Here is a 24,830-nt window from a genome sequence, read left to right as displayed (position 1 = left end):
CGGTCGACCGGGGCCGGCTCTGCAAGGACCACCGCCCCTGCGCGCCGGCACGCGGTCGCGGCCGTCACGCCGCCGCTGAGCCGTTCAGCGTCGACTGCGAGGGCCGGTCGACCGGCGGGGACGGGGACGGCGTCGTCAGGGGGAGGTCCGACAGGCCCAGCCGGTGCGCCACCTCCAGCAGTTCACCCAGCCGGCCGCTCCGCTCCGCCCCGCCGTCCGACTGCATCAGCCGCATCAGCAGTGCCGACACCGTCAGGTTCTGCACGTCCCCCGTCGACGCCGACCCCAGAATCCGCGTCAGGTCGTCCGTGAAGCTGCCCGACCCGTCCAGCCACGGCTTCGCCAGTGCCTGCGCCGTGTCCGAGTGCCGGACGAACGAGTCCACGCTCCGGCCGAGCGACACCGCCGACACGAGCCGGTCGAAGAACACCGACTCCCCGCCCACGATGCTGATGTCCGCGTTCTCCAGCCCGGTGGCCAGTACCGTCGCCTGCGCCTCGGCGACCTGTCGCTGCACGTCGAGGCCCGCCAGCCGGATGTCCTTCTCCGCCTCCAGGCGCAGCCGGTACTCCTCGTGCCCGCGCGACGCCTCGTCCAGCGCCGCCATGGCCGCCGCCTTCTCCGTGAGCCCCGCGGCCTCGGCCCTCAGCTTCTCGCCGATCGCCGCCGCGCTCGCCGCGCCCTTGGCCCGTACGCCCTCCGCCTCGGCGAGCAGCCGCGCCTGCGCTGCCTCTGCCTCCGCGCGGCCGGCCTTCTCGATCGCGTCGGCCTCCTTCTCGCGGACCTGCACGGCCGCGAGTCCCGCCGCGGCCGCCTCCGCCTGGATGCCCTCCGCGAGCCGCAGTTTGGCGCGGGCGTCGAGGTCCGCGGACTTCACACGCGCCTCGGCGAGCGTGACCTCCTCCGCCGCGCGGTGCACCGCCGCCTGCTCGGCCGCCTCCGCCGCCTTGATGTCCTTGACCAGCTGCTCCTGCGCCTCGGCCTCGGCCGCGATCACGACCGCCTGGCGCTGTCGCTCGGCCTCCTCCACCGCGCGCAGCCGCTTGATGGACTCCTCCTGCTCGGCGACCGTGCGGTCCACCGCGACCCGCTCGCGCACGACCTCCGCGATCTCCCGCTTCTCCGCCTCGACCTCCTTGTCGGCGGCGATCCGGGTCAGCGCCGTCTCCCGCTCGCGGGCAATGACCTCCAGCAGACGGTCCTTCTCGATCCGCTCGCTCTCGATGGCGAGGACGCGCTCGCGGTTCTTCCCCGCGACGGCCACCTCGCGCGCCTGGTTCTCGCGCTGGACACCGAGCTGCTCCTCGGTGCGCAGAAACGCGCTCTGCGCCCGTAGCCGCTCCTCCTCCGCCACCCGCGCCGTCTCGGCCTCCTCACGCGCCCGTACGGTCTCGATCTCACGGCGCTGCTTGATCTCGGCGTCGGCCTGGCGGCGCTCCAGCTCCAGAATGGCCTCGCGGGCGTCGACGTTCTGCCGGGTGATCTCCTTCTCCTCGGTGCGCTGGAACTCGTTGGTCCGCACGTGTTCGACAGCCGTCAGCTCGGTGATCTTCCGGATGCCCTGCGCGTCCAGGACGTTGGAGGGGTCGAGCTGCGAGAGCGGCGTCTGCTCCAGGTAGTCGATCGCCGCGTCCTCCAGGCTGTAGCCGTTGAGGTCGGTGCCGATGAGCTCGATGATCCTGTCCCGCAGCTCGTCGCGTTTGGTGTAGAGATCGGTGAAGTCCATCTGCTTGCCGACCGTCTTGAGCGCCTCGGAGAACTTGGCGTTGAACAGCTCCTGCAGCGTCTCCTTGGCACTCGCCCGCGCGGTGCCGATGGCCTGGGCGACCTTGATGACGTCCTCGACGGTCTTGTTGACGCGGACGAAGAACGAGATCCGGATGTCCGCCCTGATGTTGTCGCGGCAGATCAGCCCGTCGCGTCCCGTGCGCGTGATCTCGATGGTCTTCACCGAGATGTCCATGATCTCGGCCTTGTGCAGGACGGGCAGCACGATCTGACCGGTGAAGGTGACGTCGACCTTGCGCATCTTGGAGACGATCAGGGCCTTGCCCTGTTCGACCTTGCGGAACAGCCGGGTGACGATCAGCAACAGGCATACGGCTATGAGCAGGACGACGGCGACGAGCACGCCGATGCCCAGAGTGATGGCGTCCATGACGCTCCTCGGGTGAGAGGTGGAGGAGAAGAAGAGGAGGTGGGCGCGGCGGCCCGCGGGTGCGAAGGGGTGGCGGCCGGGCCGCGCCACGGTCCCAGGGAAGCGGCCGGTTCAGGCGGCGGCCGGGTCCGGGCGGCGGTCGGGTCCGGGCGGCGGTCGGGTCCGGGCGGCGGTCGGGCTCAGGCCGCGGTCGGGCGGGCGGCGCCGGGCAGTTCGCCGAAGGGTGAGTACGGCGTGACCCAGAAGAACTCGCCGGCCTCGTCGTACGCGTAGAGCAGCCCGGTCGCGCCCTGCGTCAGCGGCTCCTCGACGCTGTCGCTCCCGGTCCGCCCGCCGAGCTGTCTGACCTGCACGACGGCCGTGGAGCCGTCCCGTGCGGTGACCTCCGCCTGGCCGAAGTGCGTGTCCACCCGCCCGGTGCGGACAGTGCACGTCATGCCGACGAAGTCCTGCCGGGACGGCCCGGGTTCGTCGGGGAAGAGCTTCGCCAGCACCCGGACCAGCCGTCGCGTGACGACCCAGGCGACGAGCGCGGCGGCCGCGAGGACGGCGCAGGCGAGGGCGGCGTACGGGACGCCGGTCAGGCCGAAGCGGCGCAGCGCCACGGAACCGGCGAGGCTGGTGAACCAGGCGACGGCGACCAGCAGGGACACGGCCACGGTGACCGGCACGCCGCCGAGTCCGGCGGCGGTGCCGCCCGGGAGGTCGGCGTCGGAGTCGAACAGGTCGGGACCGGCCGCCCCGCACAGCACCAGCGCCCAGAAGGCGACGACCACCACGAGGGCGGCGCTGAAGAACACGGTGGGAAAGACGACCGCGGCCATGAGGAACTCGTTCACCGGCGCGACCCCCGTCCCGTTGTTGCCGATTCACAGCATCCTGCGCATCCCTGCGCTCCGGAGCGACCCCATGGTGACAGTCCCGGCAGCTTGCTCGCATTGCCGGATTCCGGCAGTCTTGACGTGCTCTTTATGCAGGGCCGCCGGACACGAGCCGCCCGCCGGTGAGCGGGAGGGGCGGCAGTGCGGCAAACGGCGTGAGGGGCCGGGGGCGCGGCGCGGCCGTCGCGGGAGCGGCCGCCGGGACGACAACATCGAGGCGGGGGAGCCGTGCTGGGCACGACGGAGATGCCGGAGACATACGTCGACGGGTACGCGGAGATCCTCGCCGAGGTCGGCCGGACCGGGCGCCGGCTCACCCGCGAGGAACTCGACGGCCGGCGCGCGCTCGGCGAACAGGCTGCGGAGGACGGACACGACCTGCGGCCCCTGGTCATCCAGTACTTGGCGAAGACGCGCACCGCCTGGCCCCGGACCACCTCGCCGGAAAGCGTGCTGGCCGCGGTCGAGCAGGCGGTGGACGCGTTCGCCGGCGGATACGAGCGGGCACAGCGGCTGGCCGTGCGCAAAGAGGAGGCGGCCCGGCGGGAGTTCATCGACGACCTGCTGTACGGGCGCAGCGATCCGGGCCGACTGGCGCAGCGCGCCGAGCGGTTCGGGCTGCGGCTCGCCCACGCGCACGCGGTCGGCGTCGCCGAGGCCCCCGAGGCCTACGACGACACGCACCCGGTGACCCGCAGGGTGGAGGCGGCACTCCTCAGCCGCTTCGGAGACCGCCGGATCCTGCTGACCACCAAGGACGGCCGGCTGATCTGCGTCGTCCCGGCCGACCAGGAGGAGGTCGTACGGTACTTCGCCAAGCAGGCGTACGCGGCGACCGGCGGCGGCCGGGCGGCGATCGGCCGCCCCCACCCGGGCGCGGGCGGTGTCGTCCGCTCGTACGAGGAGGCCCTGAACGCCCTCGACCTCGCCCACCGCATGGGGCTCGACGAGCCGGTGCTCCACGCGGCCGACCTGCTGGTCTTCCCCGTCCTCGCTCGCGACCGGGAGGCCATGGCCGACCTCGTGCGCAGCGCGCTGGGGCCGCTGCGGCAGGCCAGGGGCGGGGCGAAGCCTCTGCTGGACACCCTGCACGCGTACTTCGACGCCGGATGCGTGTCGGCCCAGGCGGCCCGGCGGCTGAACCTCAGCGTCCGCGCGCTCACGTACCGGCTGGACCGCATCCACCGGCTGACCGGCTCCGACCCCACGGACCCGGTGCACCGGTACACCCTGCAGACGGCGGCGATCGGCGCGCGCCTGCTGGACTGGCCCGCGCAGGACCTCTGAGCGCGCGGCGCCCCCGGTCCTCCGAGCGGCAGCCCTAGAGCGTGCCCGGGCGGCGTACGGCGACGGCCGCCGAGTAGCCGGGGTCGGCGGGCAGGTCGGCGATCAGCCAGAGGTCCTGGGGGGCCGGCCGGGCACCGCTGCCCACGTACGCGAGCGCCAGGTCCTCGTTCAGACCGACACCCATCGCCTTGAGCATCGCCTCCTTGCGCGTCCAGCAGCGGGCGAACGCGGCGGTCCGGTCGGCCGAGGGAAGCGCGGCCAGCTCCGCCCGCTCGTCGGGGTGCAGTTGGTTCGCGACGTCGTCGGCGGTGCCGGCCGACGGCAGGATCTCGACATCGATGCCCACGGGGACGGAGGCGAGCGCGATCATCACCATGCCGCTGGTGTGCGACAACGAGAAATGGACGGCCCTGCCCGGGACATAGGGACGGCCGTGCGCCCCGCCGCAGTGCGCGCACGGCTCCCGCACGAGCGACACGTCCTGCGGCGCCTGCCCCAGCCGCTCCCCGAGCAGCCGACGCAGCGTCACATGCGCGACGGCGAAGGCGTCCCGGTCCGCGGGGCGCCGGAACACCGCGAGGCGCGCGGCCTCCTCGGCGTCCAGCACCTGCGCGTGCGCGAGGGCCTCCTCCGCGTGCTCGGGCACCCGGCCGGACCACACCAACTCCAGCCCGGGCAACGGCTGCCCTATGTCCCCGGCCATCACGTCCTCCGCATCGGTCGCACGGTTCACTGGCTGTGACCGTACTGCACCGCACGCCTCGCCGGCCCTGTTGTGGGCGCAGCTCACGGCGAGACGCGTGGCACCGCCGCGGCGGGACGCCGTCCCGGCGCGGATCCGGCCCGTGGCGGGGGCCGGACCCTCGAGCACCTCGAGCACCTCGAGCGCCGGGACGGCTGGACCGCTCGGACGCTCCGGACGGTCAGATGCCGACGCCGAAGTCCTGCGCGATGCCCCGCAGTCCGGAGGCGTAGCCCTGGCCGACGGCGCGGAACTTCCACTCCGGGCCGTTCCGGTACAGCTCGCCGAAGACCATCGCGGTCTCCGTGGACGCGTCCTCGCTGAGGTCGTAGCGCGCCAGCTCGGCACCGCCCGCCTGGTTGACGACGCGGATGAACGCGTTGCGCACCTGGCCGAAGGACTGGCTGCGGCTCTCGCCCTCGTGGATCGAGACCGGGAACACGATCTTGTCGACCTCGGCGGCCACGCCCGCCAGGTCGACCTTGATCTGCTCGTCGTCGCCCTCGCCCTGACCCGTGAGGTTGTCGCCGGTGTGCTCGACGGAGCCGTCGGGGCTCTTGAGGTTGTTGAAGAAGACGAAGTGCTGGTCGGTGAGGACCTTGCCGTTCGCATCGACCAGCAGGGCGCTGGCGTCGAGGTCGAAGTCGGTCCCCGTGGTGGTGCGGACGTCCCAGCCGAGACCCACGATGACCGCGGTCAGGCCCGGGGCCTCCTTGGTGAGCGAGACATTGCCGCCCTTGGAAAGGCTGACACCCATGGAAATCCCCTGCGCAATCCGGCGCGGGCCGCGCCTCTTGACGATTTCTTTGCCCGACCGAGCCAACGAGTGAGCCCCCGCGCCGGTTCCCCGCTTCCGCGGAGCAACCGGCTCGAGTGACACCGGCCCGCCGCGTTGACGGCTGCCGGGCGGCCCCGGCTCGCCGCACGGACGGCCGCGGGGCGGTCCTCCGCCCGCTCCTCGGGCTCCTGCGCGGTCGATCCCGGCCCGCTCCTCGGACGGGCCGCCGTACGGGTGTCCTCGCAGGTCACGGGCATCGCCAAGGTCGCCGGGCACAGGGGGTCGCCAGGGACCGCCGAGGTCACAGGCACGGATGGTGCCGGGCCCGCCGGGCCGCCCAGGGCACCGGGCACCGGGCGCAGGGGGCCGCCGGGGCCGGGGTCACCGGGGCACCGTGGTCACTTCCGTCGCCTTCACGCTCGTCCACACGGACACGCCGTCCGCGATCCCCAGTTCGGCGGCGGCCTGCGGGGTGATCTCGGCGACCAGGTCGGGCACCCGGTCCGACACGATCAGGAGGCGCAGCCGGCTGCCGGAGACGGTGATCTCGCGGACGGTGCCCGGCCAGACGTTGCGCGGGCTGCCCTCCGGCTTGTCCCGGTGCACCGAGACGGCCTCGGGTGCGATGACCGCCAGCGCTTCGGTGCCGGCGGGGAGCGGGTCCGCAGCCACCAGCGTGCCGCCGCCGTCCAGGTCGAGCCCATGGGCCGAGGCCGTGCCGGGCCACGCATTGCGGCCGAGCATGCGGGCCACCCACGGCGAGCGCGGGTGCCGGGTGACCTCGGCGGGCGGCGCGTCCTGGATCGCGCGCCCGTCGTCGAGTACGAGCACCCGGTCGGCGAGCGAGACGGCCTCCACCGGGTCGTGCGTCACGATCAGGCAGACGCCGCCGAAACCGTCGAGATGGCTGCGCAGGGTGTGACGTACGCGGGCCCGGGCGGTCTGGTCGAGCGCGGCGAGCGGTTCGTCGAGGAGCAGCAGCCGGGGCCGCGCCGCCAGCGCGCGGGCCAGGGCGACCCGCTGGGCCTGACCGCCCGAGAGCTGCGCGGGCCTGCGGTGGGCGAGGTGCCCGACGCCGAGCCGGTCCAGCCACTGCTGGGCGCTGCGGCGCGCCTCCGCGCGGCGCACACCCTGGGCGCGCAGCCCGTAGGCGGTGTTGGCGAGCGCGTTCAGATGCGGGAACAGCGCACCGTCCTGCGGCACCCAGGCGACACCGCGCCGGTGAGGGGGCAGGGAGGAGACGTCCGCGTCGCCGAGCCGGAGCACGGCGTGCGAGCGGGCGGTGAGGCCGAGCAGGGCGCGCAGCAGGGTGGTCTTCCCGGCTCCGTTGGGGCCGACGACGGCGATGGTGGTGCCGGGTCCGGCGTCCAGGGTGAGCCGGTTGAAGCCCGTGACCTCCGCGTGCAGCGCCCAGCCGTCCTGCGGAAGCAGGAGGTCCGGCCCGGCGGTCGAGGGACCTTCCGAGCCACCCTGTGCGTCCTCTGTGCCCTGTGCGTCGGGCGCGGGGGCCCGGTCGCCGCCGCGCGGGGTTCCCGCCCACCGGCCCCGCAGAGCCACGAGGACCACCAGGGCGATGGCGAGCAGCAGGAGCGACACGGAGGTCGCCGCGTCCGGGCGTTCCTGGAGCAGCAGATAGACCTGGAGGGGAAGGGTCTGCGTCGTCCCGGGCAGGTTCCCCGCGAAGGTGATCGTCGCGCCGAACTCGCCCAGGGCACGGGCCCAGGTCAGGGCCGCCCCGGCGATCAGCCCCGGCATCACCATCGGCAGCGTGACCGTGAGGAACACCCGTACCGGCGAGGCCCCCAGGGACGCCGCCGTCTCCTCGTACCGCGGCCGCAGACCGCCGAGCGCCCCTTCGAGGCTGATCACCAGGAAGGGCATCGCGACGAACGTCGCCGCGAGAACGGCGCCCGACGTGTGGAACGGCAGGGTGACGCCGAACGTGTCCTCCAGCCAGGGCCCGAGCAGTCCGCGCCGGCCGAAGGCCAGCAGCAGCGCGACGCCGCCGACGGTGGGCGGTAGCACCATCGGCAGCAGGACCAGGGAGCGTACGAGTGCCTTGCCGGGGAAGGGCACTCGGGCCAGCAGCCAGGCCAGCGGCACCCCGAGGACCAGGGACAGGCCGAGCGCCCAGAACGAGACCACCAGCGAGAGGCGCAGCGCCTCGGTGGTGCCGGGGCTGGTCAGGTGGCTGCCGAGCGCGCCCCAGTCCGTACGGGCGAGTACGCCGACGAGCGGCAGCAGCAGGAGGGCGACGGCGAGCAGCGCGGGCAGAGCGAGCGCGACGGGCGTGCGGACGCGCGGCGCGCGGCCCTTCGGCGCACGGTCCCGCGGCGCGCGGCCCTCTGGTGCACGCTCCCGCAGCGCGCGGCCGTCCGGCATGCCGGATTCGTGCGCCGACGCCTGGTCGGGAAGGCTGTGGTGACGTTTCATCGGAGATCTCTCGCCTCGCTGTGCAAGAGGGACCCGCGGTCGTGGACCTCGGGCCCCTGCCGCGTCCGTCACGGCTGCTGGAAGCCGGCGTCCCGGAAGAGCTTCTGAGCCTCGGGCGCGGCGAGCCACTTCACGAACGCGTCGGCCGCGTCCGCGTGCCGGGAGCTCTGCAGGGTCGCGGCCGGGTACCGCGCGATCGCGTTCTGCGCGTCGGGGATCTCGACCGTGTCGACCTTGCCGGTGGCGGCGTCCGTCTTGTAGACGAGGCCGGCGTCCGCCTCGCCCAGCTCGACCTTGCTGAGGACGGCGCGGACGTTGGGCTCCTCCGAGACGGGCCGTACGACGACCTTCCCGGCGTCGAGGATCTGCCGGCTGTACCGGCCGACCGGCACCTCGGGGGCGGCGAGCACGACCTCGACGTCCGGGTCGGCGAGGTCCCTCAGCTCGGCGATCTTCTCCGGGTTGCCCTCGCCGGTGGCGATGACCAGCCGGTTCCTGGCGATGATCACTGGGCTGTCCGTCTCGTCGCCGAGACCGTCCATGGTCCTGGTGTCGGCGGTGACCAGTACGTCGGCCGGTGCGCCCTGGCGCACCTGGGCGGCGAGTTCCTGCGATCCGGCGAAGGAGAAGGTGATCTCGGTGCCCGGATGGGCCTTTTCGTACGCCGCGCCGGCCTTCGTGAAGACATCGGTGAGCGAGGACGCGGCCAGTACGGTCAGCGCGGCACGGGGCGCGTCCGAACCGGATCCCGACGCGCCGGTGTCCTGCCGGTCGCCGCCTTCGCTGCCGCACGCGGCGAGCGGGGCGATCAGCGCGACGGCCGCGACGGCGACAGCGGCGCGACGCCGGGTGAGGTGGAGGGCCAGGGACATGACGGGGACTCCTTGCGGGGACGCGGTCGGCGGATGCCGCCCGAGCGGATGGTGAAGGGCCGAGCCGGTGACGGCGGCGCCGCTGGTCTGCGGTGCGCCCTGGTCTGCGATGCGGCCGCGCGACGGCTGGACGGCGGGTCCCGGGACCGGCCGCCGGGCCGGCCGGTCAGGTCCGGTCGATGTGCACGCTGGTCGACTTCACACGGGCGGTCGCCTCCACGCCGACCTCCAGGCCCAGTTCCTCGACCGCCTCCCGCGTGAGCAGGGACACCAGGCGGTGGGGTCCCGCCTGGATCTCCACCTGCGCCGCGACATCGCCGAGCTTGACGGCGGTGACGATGCCGGGAAAGGCGTTGCGGGCCGAGGTGTACGAGCCCTCGTCCTCGTCGTTGCCGCTCTGGGCGACCTCGACCGAGAACGCGGCCAGGTCGCGGCCGTCGATGAGGCGGCGCCCGCTCTCGTCGCGATGGGTCGCGACCCGGCCGGCGTCCGCCCAGCGGCGCGCGGTGTCGGGACTGACGCCGAGCAGACGAGCCGCCTGTCCGATGGTGTAGGACTGCATGTGCGACAGGATACGGCCCGAAAGCTCTCATCTGCCAAGCTTTGGATCAATACACATGGCAGATGCAGGGTTCATTGTGGGATCCGACACAGGAGGACCGGCCGTACGGCACCACAGCGGTGCGACCTGCGTACGCCCACGGGGTCAGGCGGCGGCCAGGGCCTCCGCCGGCGAGAGCCGGGAGGCCCGGACGGCCGGGTAGAGGCCCGCGAGGGCCCCGATGACCAGGGTCGCCCCGATGCCGCCGGCCATGGCCCAGGGCGGGACGACGGTCGGCCACCCTTGGTACAGGTCGTATCCGGCGGTGACGGCGATGCCGAGCACGGCTCCGCCGGTCCCGCCGAGCGCGGAGAGCAGCAGGGACTCCGTGAGGAGCTGCGTACGGATCCGGCCGCGCGTCGCGCCCAGCGCACGTCGCAGTCCGATCTCGGCACGGCGCTCCAGTACCGAGATGACCATGGTGTTCGCGACGCCGACCCCGCCGACGAGCAGCGCGACCGCGCCCAGTCCGAGGAGCAGCCCGGTGAACGCCTTGCCCGCGGCCTGCTGCGCGGCCAGGGCGTCCGATGGGCATGAGACCTCGGCCTCGCCGGGGGCTGGGGGGTTGGCGGTGGCGCCGAGGACCTCGCCGACGGCCTCGACGGCGGAGTCCTCGTGTCTGCGCAGCCGCCTTCTGCTGCGCCGGGGGGACGCGCACGCGGCGCAGTCCGCGGCCCGTGAGGCGCTTCGCATCCTCGACGAGGTCGGGGCCATGCCCGCCCTGCGGACCGAGGAGGTGCTGTACCACTCCGCCGCCGTGCTCTCCGCCTGCGGCGCTCGCGACGAAGCCGAGCGCCTGCTCGAACGCGCACGCGCCGAGGTCGCTCGCAAGGCGGAGCTGATCGGCGACAGCGCTCTGCGTCAGCGCTTCGTCGCAGAGGTGCCCCTCGACCGGGCTGTGCGTTCGGGCGAAGGGATCGTCCGCTGAGCATCGGGGAGTACGGGCCGGAGCCCGCCCTGCACCCCTGACCGGCCACTCGTACGGTGGAGGAAGAAGCAGGGAACGGGCGGGGACGAAGACGGAGGCGACGCCTCCGGCCGATGGGCCCGACCGGCCGACGGGCCGACCCAAGAGTGCGGAGCCTGCCATGGCGGAGCGTTCGGCGGCACAGCAAGCCGCGGCAGCGGAAGGCTCCGCCGCCACCGGGCCCCTGGACGAGGGCCGGGACGCGTTCCGCCGACATGCCTGGGCGGAGGCGTACGACCGCCTCGCGGCCACCGACGCGCGGGAGCCGCTCCCGACACCCGACCTGGACCTGCTCGCCCGCGCCGCCTACCTGATCGGCCGGGAGGACCGGGCCGTGGAGTGCTGGGAGCGGGCCCACTTCGCGCTGGGCGAGGCGGGCGCGGTCGGCCCCGCCGCACGCTGCGCCTTCTGGATGGGCCTCACGCTCGCCCTGCACGGGCACCACGAGCGCGCCGGAGGCTGGTTCGGCCGCGCCGCCCGCTTGCTGGACGACGCGGGCGGGGACCACGTGGAGAGCGGCTACCTGCTGGTGCCCGCCGGTCTCCGGGCGATGGGGGCCGGCGACCACGAGGCGGCGCGCGCCGCGTTCGCCGAGGCCGCCCGGATCGCCGACCGGTTCGGCGACCCCGACCTCGTCGCCCTCGGCCGCCTCGGTCAGGGGCAGGCGCTCATCGGCGGCGGCGACGTCGTCCGCGGCCGGGCGCTGCTCGACGAGGCGATGGTCGGCGTCACCGCGGGGGAGGTCTCCCCGATCACGGCCGGCATCGTCTACTGCGCCGTGATCATCGCGTGCCGGGACACGTTCGACGTCCACCGCGCCGCCGAGTGGACCGCCGCACTCAGCCGCTGGTGCGCCTCCCAGCCCGACCTCAGGCCGTACCGGGGGCAGTGCCTCGTCCACCGCTCCGAGATCATGCAGCTGCACGGCGAGTGGGCAGACGCCCTGGCCGAGGCACAGCAGGCCTGCGCCCACACGGACGCCCCGGCCGCCGACCCCGCCGCGGGCATGGCCCACTACCAGCGCGCCGAACTGCTGCGCCTGCGCGGCGCCTTCGGCCGTGCCGAGGAGGCATACCGCCAGGCCGACCGGTGGGGACACCCGCCGCAGCCCGGGCTCGCCCTGCTGCGGCTGGCGCAGGGCCGGACCGACGACGCCCTGGCCGCTGTCCGCAGGGTCGCGGCCGAGGCCGAGCACGACCCCGTGCGGCGCTCCCGCGTCCTCGCCGCCTACGCCGAGATCGCCCTCGCGGCGGGCGACACCGACGCCGCCCGCAACGCCGCCCGCGAACTCGCCAGGGCCGCGGACGACCTGGCCGCGCCCTACCTTCGCGCGGTCGCCGCCGGCGCCCGCGGCGCAGTCCTGCTCGCCGGGGGAGACCCGGAGGGGGCCGGGCAGGCGCTGCGCGACGCGTGGGCGGCCTGGCAGGAACTGGAGGTCCCGTACGAGGCGGCGCGGGTGCGCGTGCTGATGGCGGAGGCGTACCGGGCGCTCGGCGACCACGACTCGGCCGAAATGGCACTGGACGCCGCCCGCGCCGTGTTCGAGCGACTGGGAGCCGCCCCGCAGCTGGAGCGCGTGGACCGACTGTCCCGGCGCGCCACGGCACACCGGCTGCCGGGCGGGCTCACCCCGCGCGAGGCGGAGGTGCTGAAGCTCGTCGCGGCGGGCGCCTCCAACCGCGAGATCGCGACCGCGCTCGTCATCAGCGAGAAGACCGTCGCCCGGCATCTGAACAACATGTTCCACAAGCTGGACGTCGGCTCGCGCGCGGCGGCCACGGCGTACGCGTACGAACACGACCTGGTCTGACGCGGATGTGGGTGGTTTCACCCACACCGATACGGCAGCCGAGATGCACATTTCCCCCGATGTGCCGGAAACCCCGCCGCCGCCACACTCTCCATGGATCCGCGGAACAACCGCCGAAGAAGACCGCGGATCCGAGGAGAGGAGGCGGCGATGAACCGCACATCCACCGTGGGAGCGGAGGCCCGGCAGCGGCTCCTCGCGGAGATCCCGCTCACCGAGCACCACCGTGACCTGGCCGGCGTCCCCACCGCCGTACTGGAGGGCGGCAGCGGACCCCCGATGGTCCTCCTCCACGGCATCGGGCAGTCCGCCCTCGGCTGGATCCGGGTGATTCCGGACCTGGCCTCGTCCTGGACGCTGATCGTCCCCGACCTGCCCGGCCAGGGCGCCTCCCGGGTCCCCGGCGACGGCCCCCTCACCGCCGGCCGGGTCGTGGAGTGGCTGGCCGAACTCGTCGCGACCACCTGCGGCGCCCCGCCCGTCCTGGTCGGCCACAACGTGGGCGGTGCCGTCGCCGCCCGCTTCGCCGCCGCGCACGGCGACCGGGTCGCCGCGCTGGTCCTGGTCGACGCGTTCGGCCTGGGCCCCTTCCGCCCGGCCCCGCGCTTCGCGGTCAGCATGGCCGCGTTCCAGATGCGCACCACCGAACGGACGCGTGACCGCATGCTCGGACGCTGCATGGTCGACTTCGACGGCGTACGGGACGACCTCGGCGAGCGCTGGGACGGCATCGCCGACTACGCGCTCGACCGCGCCCGCACCCCCGACGTGAAGGCCGCGGGCCGCGCGCTCATGAAGGAGTTCGCGCTCCCCGTGATCCCCCCGGCCGACCTCGCCGCCATCCCCGCCCCCACGACCCTCGTCTGGGGCCGCCAGGACCCCGAGGCGCGGCTCCGGTACGGCGAGGAGGCCGCCGCCCGGCACGGCTGGCCGCTGCACGTCATCGACGACTGCGGCGCCGACGCCCACCTCGAACAGCCCGACGCCCTGGTGGCGGCCCTGCGCACCGCCCTGCGCGCCACGCACGGAAGGACCCGGCCATGACCACCCCCACCAAACCCCCCACCACGGACCGGATCCGCACCGCCTGGGACACCCTGGCCCCCGGGTTCGACCGCCACACCACGCCGCACACCATGCGGTTCGGTGAACAGGCCTTGGCCGGGACCACCATCGGCCCCGGCACCCGCTTCCTGGACGTGGCCGCGGGCAGCGGCGCCCTGGCCCTGCCCGCGGCGCGCCGGGGTGCCCGGGTCGTCGCCGTCGACATCGCACCGGCGATGGTGGAGCGGCTCACGGCCCGCGCCCGCGCCGAGGGCCTGGAACACGTCCGCGCGCTCGTCATGGACGGCGAGCACCTGGACCTGGACGACGACACCTTCGACGTGTCCGCGTCCCTCAACGGAGTGTCGCTCTTCCCCGACCTGGGGCGCGGTCTCGCCGAGATGGCCCGGGTCACCCGCCCGGGCGGCACGGTGCTGGTGGCGGCGTTCGGCCCGCTGCAGAAGGCCGAGTTCATCGCGTGGACGGTGGGCGCCCTGCGGGCTGCCGTCCCCGGCTTCGCCGGCCTGCCGACGGACCCGCCGCCCCTGCCCTTCCGGCTCACGGACCCGGAACGCTTCGCGGCCGTACTGCACGAGGCGGGCCTTGCCCAGGTGACCGTCCGTCAGGCCGTGATGGACATGCCCTTCGGCTCCGCCGCGGAACTGCTGGACACCATCCGCAGCAGCCACCCCCTCGGCGCCCAGTGGATCGCCGGCCTCACCGAGGCCCAGTCCACCGAGGTCCGCCAGATCCTGGACGGCATGCTCCGCGAACGCTCGGGCGGCGCCCCGGGCACGGTCCTGCACACCACGATCAACGTCGCCAAGGGGACGCCCTAGGCGTTCACAGGGAGGCTGTCGCGCAACGCATCAGGGCCGGTTTCCCGTGAAGGAAACCGGCCCTGACCTGGTGTTTCAGCTGTCGGGGTGGCGAGATTTGAACCCACGACCTCTTCGTCACGAAGGAACTTGGGTGGGCGGCTGACCTTGGGCGGTGTGCCTCTCGCCCGCTGTGATGGTCCGCAGGTGTGCGCGGTTGTCCGCCGCTGTCCGTCGGCATTGTCACGCAGTTAGACACTCACACAGCAAGCTGGCGGGAGCTTCAGTCGCCCGCGAACCACAAGTAGCTGCCTGGGGTAGCCGCGCACTGTTCCAGCATCGTTGTGAGATCGTCCAGCGCAGCGAGCTGACGCTCATCAGCGCAACTCCGCCTCAAGCCGTGGATCTCCTGGAGGGCGGCCGCGGCCTCCTGCTCGTTCATCAACGTGTCCCCGTACGGATCGACGGCGGTAAGCCTCCCGGATACTCCGAGGAGCTGGAGCGAGCCGAGTGCATCGGCCTGTGCGTCGCCGTGCCCGAAGGAGCTCCGCAGGAGTGTTGCACGGGACTTGCGCCAGTTGTTGCGTGCCGGCCGTGACGAGTGCAGCTCCAGATCAATCCCCATGCTGCAGGATGACGCGCTGCGCTGCTGCACAGCCACTACTGCCGAACGGAGTCGCTCGCTTGCCTCACGTCAGCGTTGAGGGACTGTCGCACGTGATCTACGAACGCTTGCCGAGCACGCCTGTACAGCGCGGGGACATAGCTCCCGAGCACCATCCCGTCGTCGGTTGGCCACTCGACGTCTTCTTCGCTCTGGGAAGAGAGAAGACATACGTCAGCAACATGCTTGAGTCGTTCCATCAGCGGGATGACCGCCTCGGGCGCGTCCAATCCGACCAGGCTGGCGGCCTTGCCCAGAGCTGTGTGCGCATCATTCAGCCTGGTCTCTGCATCCTCACGAGCTGCGGACCCTGGCGGAAGCGAAGCACACCATGACATGCTCACGGCTGCCTTCTCGAACCCGTCTGCTGCTACGAGAAGATCTACGTAGGCCTGTCTCTGGGCGGTGCGACGCGCTTCGGCGTGTAGGGCACGAGCGGCTATCTTCGCCGCTTCTACCGCATTGTCCGCAGCGCATCGGGCTGCTCTGGCCTGCAGATACGTCGCTGGAAGTCCCAGAGCCGTGAATCCGGCTGCGACTACGGCGGCTATCCCTCCAAGATCCATGCACCTCATCATGGTGGAAGCTCTGCTCGCTCACCGGGTATGTCGGGAATGGGTGAACACGAGGTCGGTGGAGCGGCTTTGGGCTGGAGCTGCTTTGAGGCAAGTGATCATGGCCCCGTAAGCTTCCGACGCGTCGGGCAGTCTGTGGACCTGCCCGTTAAAGCACGACGTTGGGGCCATGATCTTAGAGCCTCGCCCCAAAGTGGCTGCCTAAAGCCGTGGAGCCGACCGCCCCAGCCACAGAGGGTGTCTCCCAAGTCGTGCCCGCAGTCCGCCAGCGCGCCGCAGAGGCGGCCGCGCCCGCGCCGTGCGCGGGCCTTGATGAAGTAGGGAAAGTCTTATCCCGCTGGGATGAGGCGCTTGCCGTCGTGGCTCCGCACGTGGGGCCCGTTGCCGTCCAAGGCGTCCAAGAGCCGGATCGCGAAGACCTCGGACATGCGCTCGCTGACCTCTTCAGGCGTGAGCCAGGAGACGGCCGTCGACTCGCTCGACGTGCGCTCGGTGCCGCCGGAAGGCTTGCAGCGGAAGACCAGGGCCACGATGCCCCGGGTCGTGTTCTTTTAGACCCCGGTGAGCTCGTCCACCTCGACGTGGATGCCCGTCTCCTCAAGGACCTCGCGAGCGACCCCGGCCTCGGGGGCCTCGTCCAGTTCGAGCACTCCGCCAGGGAGTTCCCAAGTGCCGTTGCCAGCGCGGCGGATCGCCAGGAGGCGTCCGTCCTCGCGCACCACGACCCCGGCCACGGACACAAGCCGTCACACCGGCTTACACAAAGAATCTGACACTCCCAGGGACCACGAAGATGGTCTGGCGATCGCGCCCACGGACTACACCGTCGCTGACGCTGTGAACGACTGGCTTGCGTACGGCCTGGCTGGCCGCGACCCGGGCACCGTCGTCGCCCTTCTGACCGGTGCCCGCACTGAGGAGCTGCGAGCGCTCACCTGGGAGCACGTCTTCCTGAAGGGCAGGCCGGACGCCGACCCGCCGCAGCCTCCGCACATCGCGGTGTGGCGCTCGGTCCGGCGTGGCGGCGACACGAAGACCCGGAAGTCCCGGCGAACGCTCGCCCTGCCGGCGCGCTGCGTGGAAGTTCTCTGGCGGCACTTCGAGGACCAGGGCTGGGAACGGCTCGCTGCTGGTGACAAGTGGGAGGAGCACGGGCTCGTCTTCTCGTCGGCCGTGGGCAAGCCGCTCGATGCCACGAAAGTCCGGCGCGCCTTCCGCCAGGCGCTCAAGGATGCCGAGGGCATCAACGCCGATGAGTGGACTCCTCGGGAGCTCCGGCACAGCTTCGTGTCCCTGCTCTCCGACCGTGGCGTCCTCTGGAGGAGATCTCCCGCCTCGTCGGCCACTCCGGTACGGCCGTGACCGAGGAGGTGTATCGCAAGCAGATCCGCCCCGTGATCCAGACCGGGGCCGTGGTCATGGACCGCATCTTCAAGGCCGATCCGAAGCCGTAGTCACGCAGATAGTCACGCACACCAAACAGGTCAGGCACCCACTCAATTGAGTAGGTGCCTGACCTGGTGTTTCTCTGTCGGGGTGGCGGGATTTGAACCCACGACCTCTTCGTCCCGAACGAAGCGCGCTGCCAAGCTGCGCTACACCCCGATGTCGCCCACTGTCCCGGCGACGTCGTTTACTTTAGCCCACCCGCGGCCGGAGACGAAATCCGATTCCGGGAGGCTCCCGCGCGGTCACGTCCGCAGGCCAGGGCCCGCGCGGAGACGGGGGTCAGTCCCTCGGGGTCAGGGTCAGCAGCGTCGCCTCCGGGGGGCAGGCGAAGCGGACCGGGGTGAAGCGGTTCGTGCCGCAGCCCGCCGAGACGTGGAGGTAGGCGGTGTTGCCCTCAGCCGTGTGCGTGGACAGGCCTTTCACCCGGTCCGTGTCCAGGTCGCAGTTGGTGACCAGGGCGCCGTAGAACGGGATGCACAGCTGGCCGCCGTGGGTGTGGCCCGCGAGGATCAGCGGGTAGCCGTCGGCCGTGAACGCGTCCAGGCTGCGCAGGTACGGGGCGTGCACCACCGCCAGCGACAGGTCCGCGTCCTTCTCCGGGCCGCCCGCGACCAGCTCGTACCGGTCACGCTTGATGTGCGGGTCGTCGAGGCCCGCGAAGGCGATCTCGTAGCCCTCCAGCTTCAGGCGCCCGCGGGTGTTCGTCAGGTCCAGCCAGCCCGCCGCGTCGAAGCCGTCGCGCAGCTGCTCCCACGGGTTGTGGACCGCGCCGACCGCCGGGGCGTTGCCGTTCAGGCCGTGGCGGCCCTGGGCCTTCTCCAGGAGGTAGCGGGCGGGGTTGCGCAGCTTCGGGCCGTAGTAGTCGTTGGAGCCGAAGACGTACACGCCGGGGTAGTCCATCAGCGGGCCCAGCGCGTCCAGGACCTCCGGGACGCCTTCCGTGTCGGAGAGGTTGTCGCCGGTGTTCACGACGAAGTCGGGGCGCAGGCCGGCCAGGGACTGCAGCCAGGCGCGCTTCTTGCGCTGGCCGCTCACCATGTGGATGTCGGAGACCTGGAGGACGCGCAGCGGCCGCATACCGCGCGGCAGGACCGGCACGGTGATCCGGCGGAGCCGGAAGGAACGGGCTTCGAACCCGGCGGCATAGGCGAGGCCGGCCGCGCCGACTGCCGTGATTCCTGCGGTGATCTTCAAGGGCATCCCGTAGCGTGCGCGCATACGCCCATCGTTGCAGACCGTTCAGGGCCTGGGGAGCGGCGGGCGGTCACCGGCCGGGTCGCACGCGGCCGGCGGCGTGCGCAGCGGCAGCGCGAGGAGCAGCGCCAGCGAGATCCAGACGTACGTGTTGCCGCCGAGGAAGCCGTCGACTCCGGACGAGTCCCTGCTCCACAGCCACACCACACTGCTGCTCAGGACCACGGGCAGTGCCACGGCCCAGGTCAGCAGGCGGCGACGGTCCTGTCCCTCCGGCGCGCGCAGGGCGGCGTCGGTCAGCACCACGAGGGCCGGGGCCAGCCAGACCAGGTGGTGCACCCAGGTGACCGGGCTGATCAGGCAGGCGAGGACGCCGGTCAGGGCGAAGGCGGCGGCGTGATCACGGGCGGCGTTCGCCTTGCGGACGCGTACGGCCCAGACGGACAGCAGCGCGACCACCCCGAGCGCCCAGACGGCCCGGCTCGGCTCGGCCGGGTCGAAGAGGCGCGCCACCAGTCCCTGCCACGACTGGTTGGAGACGTACGCGAGCGCGCCGACGCGGTCGGTGTCCCACAGCGCCTCGGTCCAGTAGACGCGGGAGGCGTCCGGCGCCGCCCATGCGGCGATCCCGGTGGCCCCGAGGGCGACGGCCGTGGCGGTGGCGGCGGCGCGCGGCCGGCCGGTGAGGAGCAGATGGAGGACGAAGACGGCGGGGGTGAGCTTGATCGCGGCGGCCAGGCCGATGCCGATGCCCGCGTACCGCGAGCCACGGCCGCCGGCGAGCAACCGGGCGTCGATGAGGACGAGCGCCAGCAGGAGCAGGTTGACCTGGCCGAAGCTGATGGTGTCGCGGACCGGTTCCAGCAGGGCGAAGGCGCAGCCCGCGAGGGCGAGGGCGTACCAGGGCGTCCAGCCCTTCCGGCGGACGAGGGGGCCGGCGGTCCAGCGCAGGATCACGGCGACGGCCGCCGCGTTGGACAGCACGCTGAACGCCACGGCGCTCCGCCAGTCGACGAGCGTCATCGGCAGCATGCACACGGCAGCGAAGGGCGGGTACGTGAAGCCGTAGTGCGTGCCCGGGACGAGGTAGTCGTAGAGGGCGCCGCCGCCCGTCCAGTGGTGCACGGCCCCGTAGTAGACGCCCAGGTCGAACCAGTCCCGGTGCAGCGGGACCGTCGTGAGGAACAACAGGACGGCGGCGGCCAGTCCGGCGATCAGGAGCAGCCGCCCGCGCGTGGTCACGGGCCACCGCCAGGCGGTCCCCGTCGTCTCCAGTTGTGTCATGCCGTACTCCCAACAGGCCGGTGGGCGAACCGATGGACGCCCCACAGCGCCGTCAGCGCGAGCAGTCCGCCGCTGACGGCGAGCGCCAATTGCGTGGCGTCGGGGGCGAATCCGCTCGGCAGCACGGCCAGAGCGAGGACTGCGCTGGCCGCGGCGGCAGCCCGGCGCAGCGGCCTTCCGGGGCCGGCGGCGGCGATCAGGAACAGGCCCCACAGCACGTACCAGGGCCGTATCGCCGGGCCGAGGAGGGCCACCGCCATCAGGCTGAGGCCCAGCGCGTGGACCGGGCGCAGCCGATGGTGGCGGCGCCAGGCGACCAGAACGGCCAGGCCCGTGGCGGCGAGGCCGAACAGGTGCCAGGCGGGCAGCGCATGGCGGGCGAGGTCCGCGAGACCGCTGCCCGCGTCGCTCAGCACGGCGGTGGTCATGCGGCCGAGGGTGGAGGTCAGGGACCAGTTCTCCGCGGAGACCGGGGTGTCGAGCGCCGCGAGCCAGCCGTAGCCGGTGCCGACGAGCGCGGTCGTCGCCACCGTGGCCCCCGCGCACACGCACAGCACCGCGAGGGCGGCGGACAGCCGCGGAGCCCGCGCCCAGGGCGCCGCCTGCCGGGACCACAGCACGACGACGGCGATCAGCCCGAGCGCGGCCGGAGCCTTCACCAGGGCGGCGAGCGTGATCAGGACGACCGCGACGACCGGCCTGCGGCCGAGGGCGGCGAGCAGCCCCGCGCCCAGCAATCCGATCATGATCGCGTCGTTGTGGGCGCCGCCGACGAGGTGCAGCAGCACCAGCGGATTGAGCGCGCCGAGCCAGAGCGCGACGGACGGATCGGTTCCGCAGTGCCGGGCAAGTCGCGGCAGACACAGCGCCATCAGGGCGACGCCGAGCAGGGCCAGCAGCCTCATGCCCAGCACACCGCCGGTCAGCCGGTCCGCCGAGAACGTGCCGAAGTCCGCCGCCCCCGCTATCGCCGAGGCGAAGGCCAGGAAGACCGGGCCGTACGGGGCGGGGGTGTCGCGCCACAGCGGCGCGACCTCGGCCGCGAGCGGACCGCCGAGGTGGGAGGGGCCGTATGTGTACACGTCGAGCCGGGCGTCGACCATCGTGCCCTGCGCGAGGTAGCTGTAGACGTCCCTGCTGAACAGGGGCGGTGCCACGACGAGCGGCGCCGCCCACAGCACGAGCGTCACCAGCAGGTCGCGGCGCCCGGGCGGCCGCGGTCCGCGCACCGCCCGGCCCGCCAGGGCCCAGGCCGCGATCAGGACGACGAGCCCGAAGTACGCGCCGACCAAACCGATCGCGGCGGCTCCCGAGTCAGGGGCGAGCACCTCCCGCACGGGCAGCGCTCCGGCGCCCACGCCGCCCGCCGCGAGCGCCGTCGAGCCGATGAGCCCGAGCAGTTGGCAGTGGCGGAAGTCGACGGCTCGGCCGACGGGGAGACGGAGGGACGACACCAGCGCAGGCTGTCAACGGACGGTGTCGGGGAGGCGACGCCCCGGTCGCCCGGGAGGGGCCGTCGGGTGTCCGCGGCCTTACGAGCCCGGCGCGCGCGCCTCTCCGCGCCGCGACCCGGCGCCGCAGGCGGCGCGCGTCGTGCGAAATGCGCGGGCGTATCCCGTCGCGTACCTGCGACACTTGGGCGCATGACCACGCTCAAGTCCAAGCTGCAGGAAGACCTCACCGCGGCGATCAGGGCGCGCGACGAACTGCGCTCCTCCACGCTCCGGCTGACCCTCGCCGCTGTCACCAAGGAGGAGGTCTCGGGCAAGACGGCCCGTGAGCTCTCCGACGACGAGGTGCAGAAGGTGATCGCCAAGGAGGCGAAGAAGCGCCGCGAGGCCGCCGACGCCTTCGCGCAGGGCGGTCGTGCCGAGCAGGCCGAGCGCGAGAAGGCCGAGGGCGCGATCCTCGACGCCTACCTGCCGCAGCAGCTGACGGACGACGAGCTCCACGCGATCGTGGCGCAGGCCGTCGAGGAGGCCAAGGCGGCCGGCGCCGAGGGCCCGCGGGCCATGGGCGCCGTCATGAAGATCGTGAACCCGAAGGTGGCGGGACGCGCGGAGGGCGGCCGAGTCGCGGCCGCGGTGAAGCAGTTGCTCGCGGGCTGAGCGCCCGCGAAGTCGACGAAGGGGGACCCGGTCACCGGGTCCGCGCACGAAGCCGACGAGGCGCACCGGTCACCGGCGCCGCCCGCGAAGTCGACGAAGGGGGACCCGGTCACCGGGTCCCCCTTCGTCACGACTGCGAGGTCTCTACGGCCAGTTGCCGCCGCCACCGCCCCCGCCGTTGCCCTGACCGCGGTTGTTTCCGCCGCCGATCAGGTCCGGCGCGATGCTGATGCCGGGGAAGGGCTCGTTGTCGCCGGGCTTGTCCTCGTCACGGGGCCGGTCGCGGCCCTTGTCCTTGTCATCCTTCTCCTTCCCGCGTGGGACGGAGACGGGGTTGAACGTGGGCGTCTCGGCGGCGTCCAGCGCCCCCGTCATCGCGATCTTCCAGATCGGGCCGGGGAGGCAGCCGCCGCAGACCTTGTCGTAGTACTGGCCGCCGATGGTGATCCTGTACATCGACGTCTTCTCGCCGACGTCGTCGCCGACCCACACCGCCGTGGACAGGTTCGGCGTGTAGCCCACGAACCACGCGTCCTTGCGGTCGTTGGTCGTACCGGTCTTGCCCGCGTTGTCGCGGTCCTGGAGGCCGGCCTGCGTACCCGTGCCGTCCTCGACCACGCCCTTGAGCATCTGGTTGATCGTGTCCGCCGTCTGCTGGCTCATCACCTGCGAGCACTCGGAACCGGGCACCTTGATCCGCTTGCCGTTGGCGTCCGACACGGACTCGATGGCGACCGGGGTGCAGTACGTGCCGCGGTTCGCGAACGTGGCGTACACCGAGGCCATGTCCAGCGGGGTGCTCTCCTGGCCGCCGAGGGTGATGGACGGGAGCTCCTGGAGCTTCTTGCCCAGTTCGCGCTCGTAGCCCATCTTCTTCGCCATGTCGACCGTCTCGCACAGACCGGTCATCTGCTCGAGGCGGGCGAAGTAGGTGTTGATGGACTTGCCGAGGGCGCTCGTCATGTCCCAGGCCCCGGCCTCGGACCGCAGCTCGTTCTGCAGGGGCCACTGGCCGCCGCCCGACGGGCCGCCCGCGCAGGTCCGGAAGGAGTCCATCGGCAGCGAGATCTTCCACGGCGTGGCGAAGGACTGCGCCGGGCTGATGCCCTTCTCCAGCGCCGCGGCCGCCGTGATCGGCTTGAAGGTCGAACCGACCTGGAAGCCGTACGTCGTGCCGCCCATCTTGCTGCCGACCGAGAGGTTGAGCACCGTCTCGTGCTGCTTCTGGTCCAGGCCGTACGGGCGGGACTGGCCCATCGAGAGGATCTTGCCCGTGCCGGGCTGGACCTGGACCACGGCCGCGGCGACCTTGTCGGTCTTGTTGACCTTCGCGGTGGCCGCCTCGTTCGCCGCGGCCTGCGCCCTCGGGCTCAGCGTCGTGCGGATGGTGAGGCCGCCCAGGTTCCAGAGCTTCGAGCGCTCCTCGTCCGTCTTCCCGAAGGCGGGGTTGTTGAGGATCGTCTTGCGCACGTAGTCGCAGAAGAAGCCCGCGCCGTCGACGGCGGTGATGCAGCCGTTGTCCGGCTTGCTGACGTTCAGCTTGATCGGTGTGGCCTTGGCCTTGTCCGCCTCCTCCTGGGAGATGTCGCGGACGTCGGCCATGCGCTGGAGCACGATGTTGCGGCGCTTGGTCGCCTCTTCGGTGTCGTTGACCGGGTCGTAGCGGCTCGGCGACTGGACGATGCCGGCCAGCAGCGCCGCCTCCTCCAGCTTCAGGTCCTTGGCGGACTTGGAGAAGTAGCGCTGCGAGGCGGCCTCGACGCCGTACGCCTGCTGGCCGAAGAAGGTGATGTTGAGATAGTTCTCGAGGATCTTCTTCTTGCCCAGCTCCTCCTCGACCTGGATCGCGTACTTCAGTTCGCGGATCTTGCGGCCGATGGTCTGCTGGGTGGCCTGGGCGACCTTGTCGGGATCGTCGCCGGCCTCCTCGACGAAGACGTTCTTCACGTACTGCTGGGTGAGCGTGGAAGCGCCCTCGGTCACGCCACCGGTCTGCGCGTTCTTGTTGAGCGCGCGCAGCACGCCCTTGAGGTCGACCGCGCCGTGCTCGTAGAAGCGGGCGTCCTCGATCGCGACGATCGCCCGCTGCATGTGCGGCGAGATGTCCTTGAGGGGCACCACCGTGCGGTCGCGCGAGTACACCGTGGCGATCTTGCCGCCCTCGGAGTCGAGGATGGTGGTGCGCTGACTCAGCGGCGGCGTCTTGAGGTTGGCGGGAATCTCGTCGAATCCTTCGACCGTGCCCTTGGCCGCCAGCCCCAGCGCGCCGGCGGCGGGCAGGGCGATGCCCGCCAGCACCGCTCCGGAGAGCACGCTGACACCGAGGAACTTGGCGGCCTGCTGGGTCCCGGTCAGACCGCCGCCCGAGCGCTTCTTTGGCATGAGGGCAGCCTACGTTCTCATTTGCCGGACAGGCGTAAAGGCCTTGGCCTAAGCTGCTCTCAACTGTCACAGCAGTGCGGTCCCGCATCAAGTACCTGGCAGAACTCCGCTGTACCCGAATCCGGCGGAGCCCTGCCCGAATCCCCTGCATGTGTCGTGGAAGTCCGTTGCCCGGCAGATGAAGTGCCCAGCTTTGTCTGGTTTGTTACGCATGTCCCCAGGTCACTCCCCTGGGTGATCTGCCGCGTACGCATAGTCCGTTCGGACCATTCAAGATTGGGCCCCGTGGGGGTGTTGCGCTGTGCCCACCTTCCGTAACGTCCTCAACTGGCAGCGGTGAATATGCCGCTGCCGCCGTGGGGGAGCCTCGATTCGGGAGAGGACGGCGCCGGCATGGGCTGGGTTACCGACTGGAGTGCGCAGGCAGCCTGCCGCACGACGGATCCGGATGAACTGTTCGTACAGGGTGCAGCGCAGAACAGGGCCAAGGCGGTGTGTACCGGATGTCCGGTGCGTACCGAATGTCTGGCCGATGCGCTGGACAACCGCGTCGAGTTCGGCGTGTGGGGCGGCATGACCGAGCGGGAGCGGCGAGCGCTGCTGCGCAGGCGCCCCACGGTCACGTCCTGGCGGAGGCTGCTCGAGACCGCGCGCACGGAATACGAGCGCAGCGCGGGCATTCTGCCGGTGGGCCTCGACGACGACGAGACCTACGAGACGTACGCGGCGGTGGGCTGACGCGGACCCGCGTCGGCGCGCACGGCGGCACGGCGGATACGCCGG

19 protein-coding genes, 1 tRNA gene and 3 pseudogenes are annotated in these 24,830 nt (G+C 72.3%); 8 read left to right on the top strand and 15 right to left on the bottom strand.

Annotation, left to right across the window (positions count from 1 at the left end):
* Nucleotides 1–64 precede the first annotated feature (64 nt).
* Nucleotides 65–2,158 (bottom strand): SPFH domain-containing protein, encoded by a 2,094-nt coding sequence (locus ACF08N_RS19655; RefSeq protein WP_392325886.1) that lies wholly within the window; start codon nt 2,156–2,158, stop codon nt 65–67.
* Between the two features lie 179 nt (nt 2,159–2,337).
* Nucleotides 2,338–2,997: a hypothetical protein gene (locus ACF08N_RS19650; RefSeq protein WP_392325885.1), complete on the bottom strand. Its 660-nt coding sequence runs from the start codon at nt 2,995–2,997 to the stop codon at nt 2,338–2,340.
* Nucleotides 2,998–3,285: 288 nt separating this feature from the next.
* On the opposite strand from ACF08N_RS19650, the gene ACF08N_RS19645 reads away from it, so the two are divergent.
* Nucleotides 3,286–4,326 carry a PucR family transcriptional regulator gene (locus ACF08N_RS19645; protein ID WP_392326010.1) on the top strand — a complete coding sequence of 347 codons (1,041 nt, stop codon included), beginning with the start codon at nt 3,286–3,288 and terminating at the stop codon, nt 4,324–4,326.
* A 34-nt stretch (nt 4,327–4,360) separates the two neighbouring features.
* Here the strand turns inward: ACF08N_RS19645 and ACF08N_RS19640 are convergent, their stop codons facing one another.
* From ACF08N_RS19640 to ACF08N_RS19615, 6 genes and pseudogenes are all read right to left on the bottom strand, one after another.
* A complete protein-coding gene (locus tag ACF08N_RS19640; protein ID WP_392325884.1) occupies nt 4,361–5,059 on the bottom strand; it encodes a 4'-phosphopantetheinyl transferase family protein in 699 nt (232 codons plus the stop codon).
* A gap of 190 nt (nt 5,060–5,249) precedes the next feature.
* A complete protein-coding gene (locus ACF08N_RS19635) occupies nt 5,250–5,825 on the bottom strand; it encodes a TerD family protein (RefSeq protein ID WP_392325883.1) in 576 nt (191 codons plus the stop codon).
* A 402-nt stretch (nt 5,826–6,227) separates the two neighbouring features.
* Nucleotides 6,228–8,279 carry an ABC transporter permease gene (locus ACF08N_RS19630; RefSeq protein ID WP_392325882.1) on the bottom strand — a complete coding sequence of 684 codons (2,052 nt, stop codon included), beginning with the start codon at nt 8,277–8,279 and terminating at the stop codon, nt 6,228–6,230.
* Nucleotides 8,280–8,347: 68 nt separating this feature from the next.
* A complete protein-coding gene (modA, locus tag ACF08N_RS19625) occupies nt 8,348–9,151 on the bottom strand; it encodes a molybdate ABC transporter substrate-binding protein (RefSeq protein ID WP_392325881.1) in 804 nt (267 codons plus the stop codon).
* A 166-nt stretch (nt 9,152–9,317) separates the two neighbouring features.
* Nucleotides 9,318–9,713, bottom strand: coding sequence for a molybdopterin-binding protein (locus tag ACF08N_RS19620; protein WP_392325880.1), 396 nt, complete (start codon nt 9,711–9,713; stop codon nt 9,318–9,320).
* A 144-nt stretch (nt 9,714–9,857) separates the two neighbouring features.
* A pseudogene (locus ACF08N_RS19615) lies at nt 9,858–10,373 on the bottom strand (ABC transporter permease); the annotation flags it as partial.
* Between the two features lie 91 nt (nt 10,374–10,464).
* Between ACF08N_RS19615 and ACF08N_RS19610 the strand changes: the two are divergent.
* The 4 genes from ACF08N_RS19610 (at nt 10,465) to ACF08N_RS19595 (ending at nt 14,412) form a co-directional block, all read left to right on the top strand.
* A complete protein-coding gene (locus tag ACF08N_RS19610) occupies nt 10,465–10,680 on the top strand; it encodes a hypothetical protein (RefSeq protein ID WP_392325879.1) in 216 nt (71 codons plus the stop codon).
* A gap of 160 nt (nt 10,681–10,840) precedes the next feature.
* On the top strand, nt 10,841–12,529 hold the full coding sequence (locus ACF08N_RS19605) for a LuxR C-terminal-related transcriptional regulator (RefSeq protein WP_392325878.1): 1,689 nt from the start codon (nt 10,841–10,843) through the stop codon (nt 12,527–12,529).
* Between the two features lie 150 nt (nt 12,530–12,679).
* Complete coding sequence (locus ACF08N_RS19600) at nt 12,680–13,573, top strand: alpha/beta fold hydrolase (RefSeq protein WP_392325877.1); 894 nt, start codon at nt 12,680–12,682, stop codon at nt 13,571–13,573.
* Nucleotides 13,570–14,412, top strand: coding sequence for a class I SAM-dependent methyltransferase (locus ACF08N_RS19595; protein ID WP_392325876.1), 843 nt, complete (start codon nt 13,570–13,572; stop codon nt 14,410–14,412). Before ACF08N_RS19600 ends, ACF08N_RS19595 begins: the two co-directional genes overlap by 4 nt.
* 262 nt (nt 14,413–14,674) lie before the next feature.
* On the opposite strand, the gene ACF08N_RS19590 is transcribed toward ACF08N_RS19595, so the two are convergent.
* Nucleotides 14,675–15,016 carry a hypothetical protein gene (locus tag ACF08N_RS19590; protein WP_392325875.1) on the bottom strand — a complete coding sequence of 114 codons (342 nt, stop codon included), beginning with the start codon at nt 15,014–15,016 and terminating at the stop codon, nt 14,675–14,677.
* Nucleotides 15,017–15,959: 943 nt separating this feature from the next.
* A pseudogene (locus tag ACF08N_RS19585) lies at nt 15,960–16,349 on the bottom strand (NUDIX hydrolase).
* Between ACF08N_RS19585 and ACF08N_RS19580 the strand changes: the two are divergent.
* Nucleotides 16,300–17,084: pseudogene (locus tag ACF08N_RS19580) on the top strand (tyrosine-type recombinase/integrase). The pseudogenes ACF08N_RS19585 and ACF08N_RS19580 overlap by 50 nt on opposite strands.
* Before the next feature lie 77 nt (nt 17,085–17,161).
* Here the strand turns inward: ACF08N_RS19580 and ACF08N_RS19575 are convergent.
* The 4 genes from ACF08N_RS19575 to mptB form a co-directional block, all read right to left on the bottom strand.
* A tRNA-Pro gene (locus ACF08N_RS19575) sits at nt 17,162–17,235 on the bottom strand.
* A 123-nt stretch (nt 17,236–17,358) separates the two neighbouring features.
* The gene (locus ACF08N_RS19570; RefSeq protein WP_392325874.1) at nt 17,359–18,297 is read right to left on the bottom strand and encodes a metallophosphoesterase; all 939 of its coding nucleotides are present in this window, start codon (nt 18,295–18,297) and stop codon (nt 17,359–17,361) included.
* A 21-nt stretch (nt 18,298–18,318) separates the two neighbouring features.
* Nucleotides 18,319–19,557 carry a glycosyltransferase 87 family protein gene (locus ACF08N_RS19565; protein WP_392325873.1) on the bottom strand — a complete coding sequence of 413 codons (1,239 nt, stop codon included), beginning with the start codon at nt 19,555–19,557 and terminating at the stop codon, nt 18,319–18,321.
* Nucleotides 19,554–21,011, bottom strand: a complete 1,458-nt coding sequence (mptB, locus tag ACF08N_RS19560; RefSeq protein ID WP_392325872.1) for a polyprenol phosphomannose-dependent alpha 1,6 mannosyltransferase MptB — start codon at nt 21,009–21,011, stop codon at nt 19,554–19,556. The genes ACF08N_RS19565 and mptB overlap by 4 nt, the downstream gene beginning before the upstream one ends.
* Nucleotides 21,012–21,200: 189 nt before the next feature.
* On the opposite strand from mptB, the gene ACF08N_RS19555 reads away from it, so the two are divergent.
* Nucleotides 21,201–21,665 (top strand): GatB/YqeY domain-containing protein, encoded by a 465-nt coding sequence (locus ACF08N_RS19555; protein ID WP_392325871.1) that lies wholly within the window; start codon nt 21,201–21,203, stop codon nt 21,663–21,665.
* A gap of 144 nt (nt 21,666–21,809) precedes the next feature.
* Here ACF08N_RS19555 and ACF08N_RS19550 read toward each other — a convergent pair whose 3' ends face one another.
* Complete coding sequence (locus ACF08N_RS19550; RefSeq protein WP_392325870.1) at nt 21,810–24,047, bottom strand: transglycosylase domain-containing protein; 2,238 nt, start codon at nt 24,045–24,047, stop codon at nt 21,810–21,812.
* A 393-nt stretch (nt 24,048–24,440) separates the two neighbouring features.
* Between ACF08N_RS19550 and ACF08N_RS19545 the strand changes: the two genes are divergently transcribed.
* On the top strand, nt 24,441–24,785 hold the full coding sequence (locus ACF08N_RS19545) for a WhiB family transcriptional regulator (RefSeq protein WP_177149633.1): 345 nt from the start codon (nt 24,441–24,443) through the stop codon (nt 24,783–24,785).
* Nucleotides 24,786–24,830: the final 45 nt, after the last annotated feature.

The organism is Streptomyces sp. NPDC015127, assembly GCF_043080095.1.
Classification (GTDB): domain Bacteria; phylum Actinomycetota; class Actinomycetes; order Streptomycetales; family Streptomycetaceae; genus Streptomyces.
Note: the sequence above shows the minus strand (reverse complement) of the source record. Positions and strands in the feature narration are given on the sequence as shown.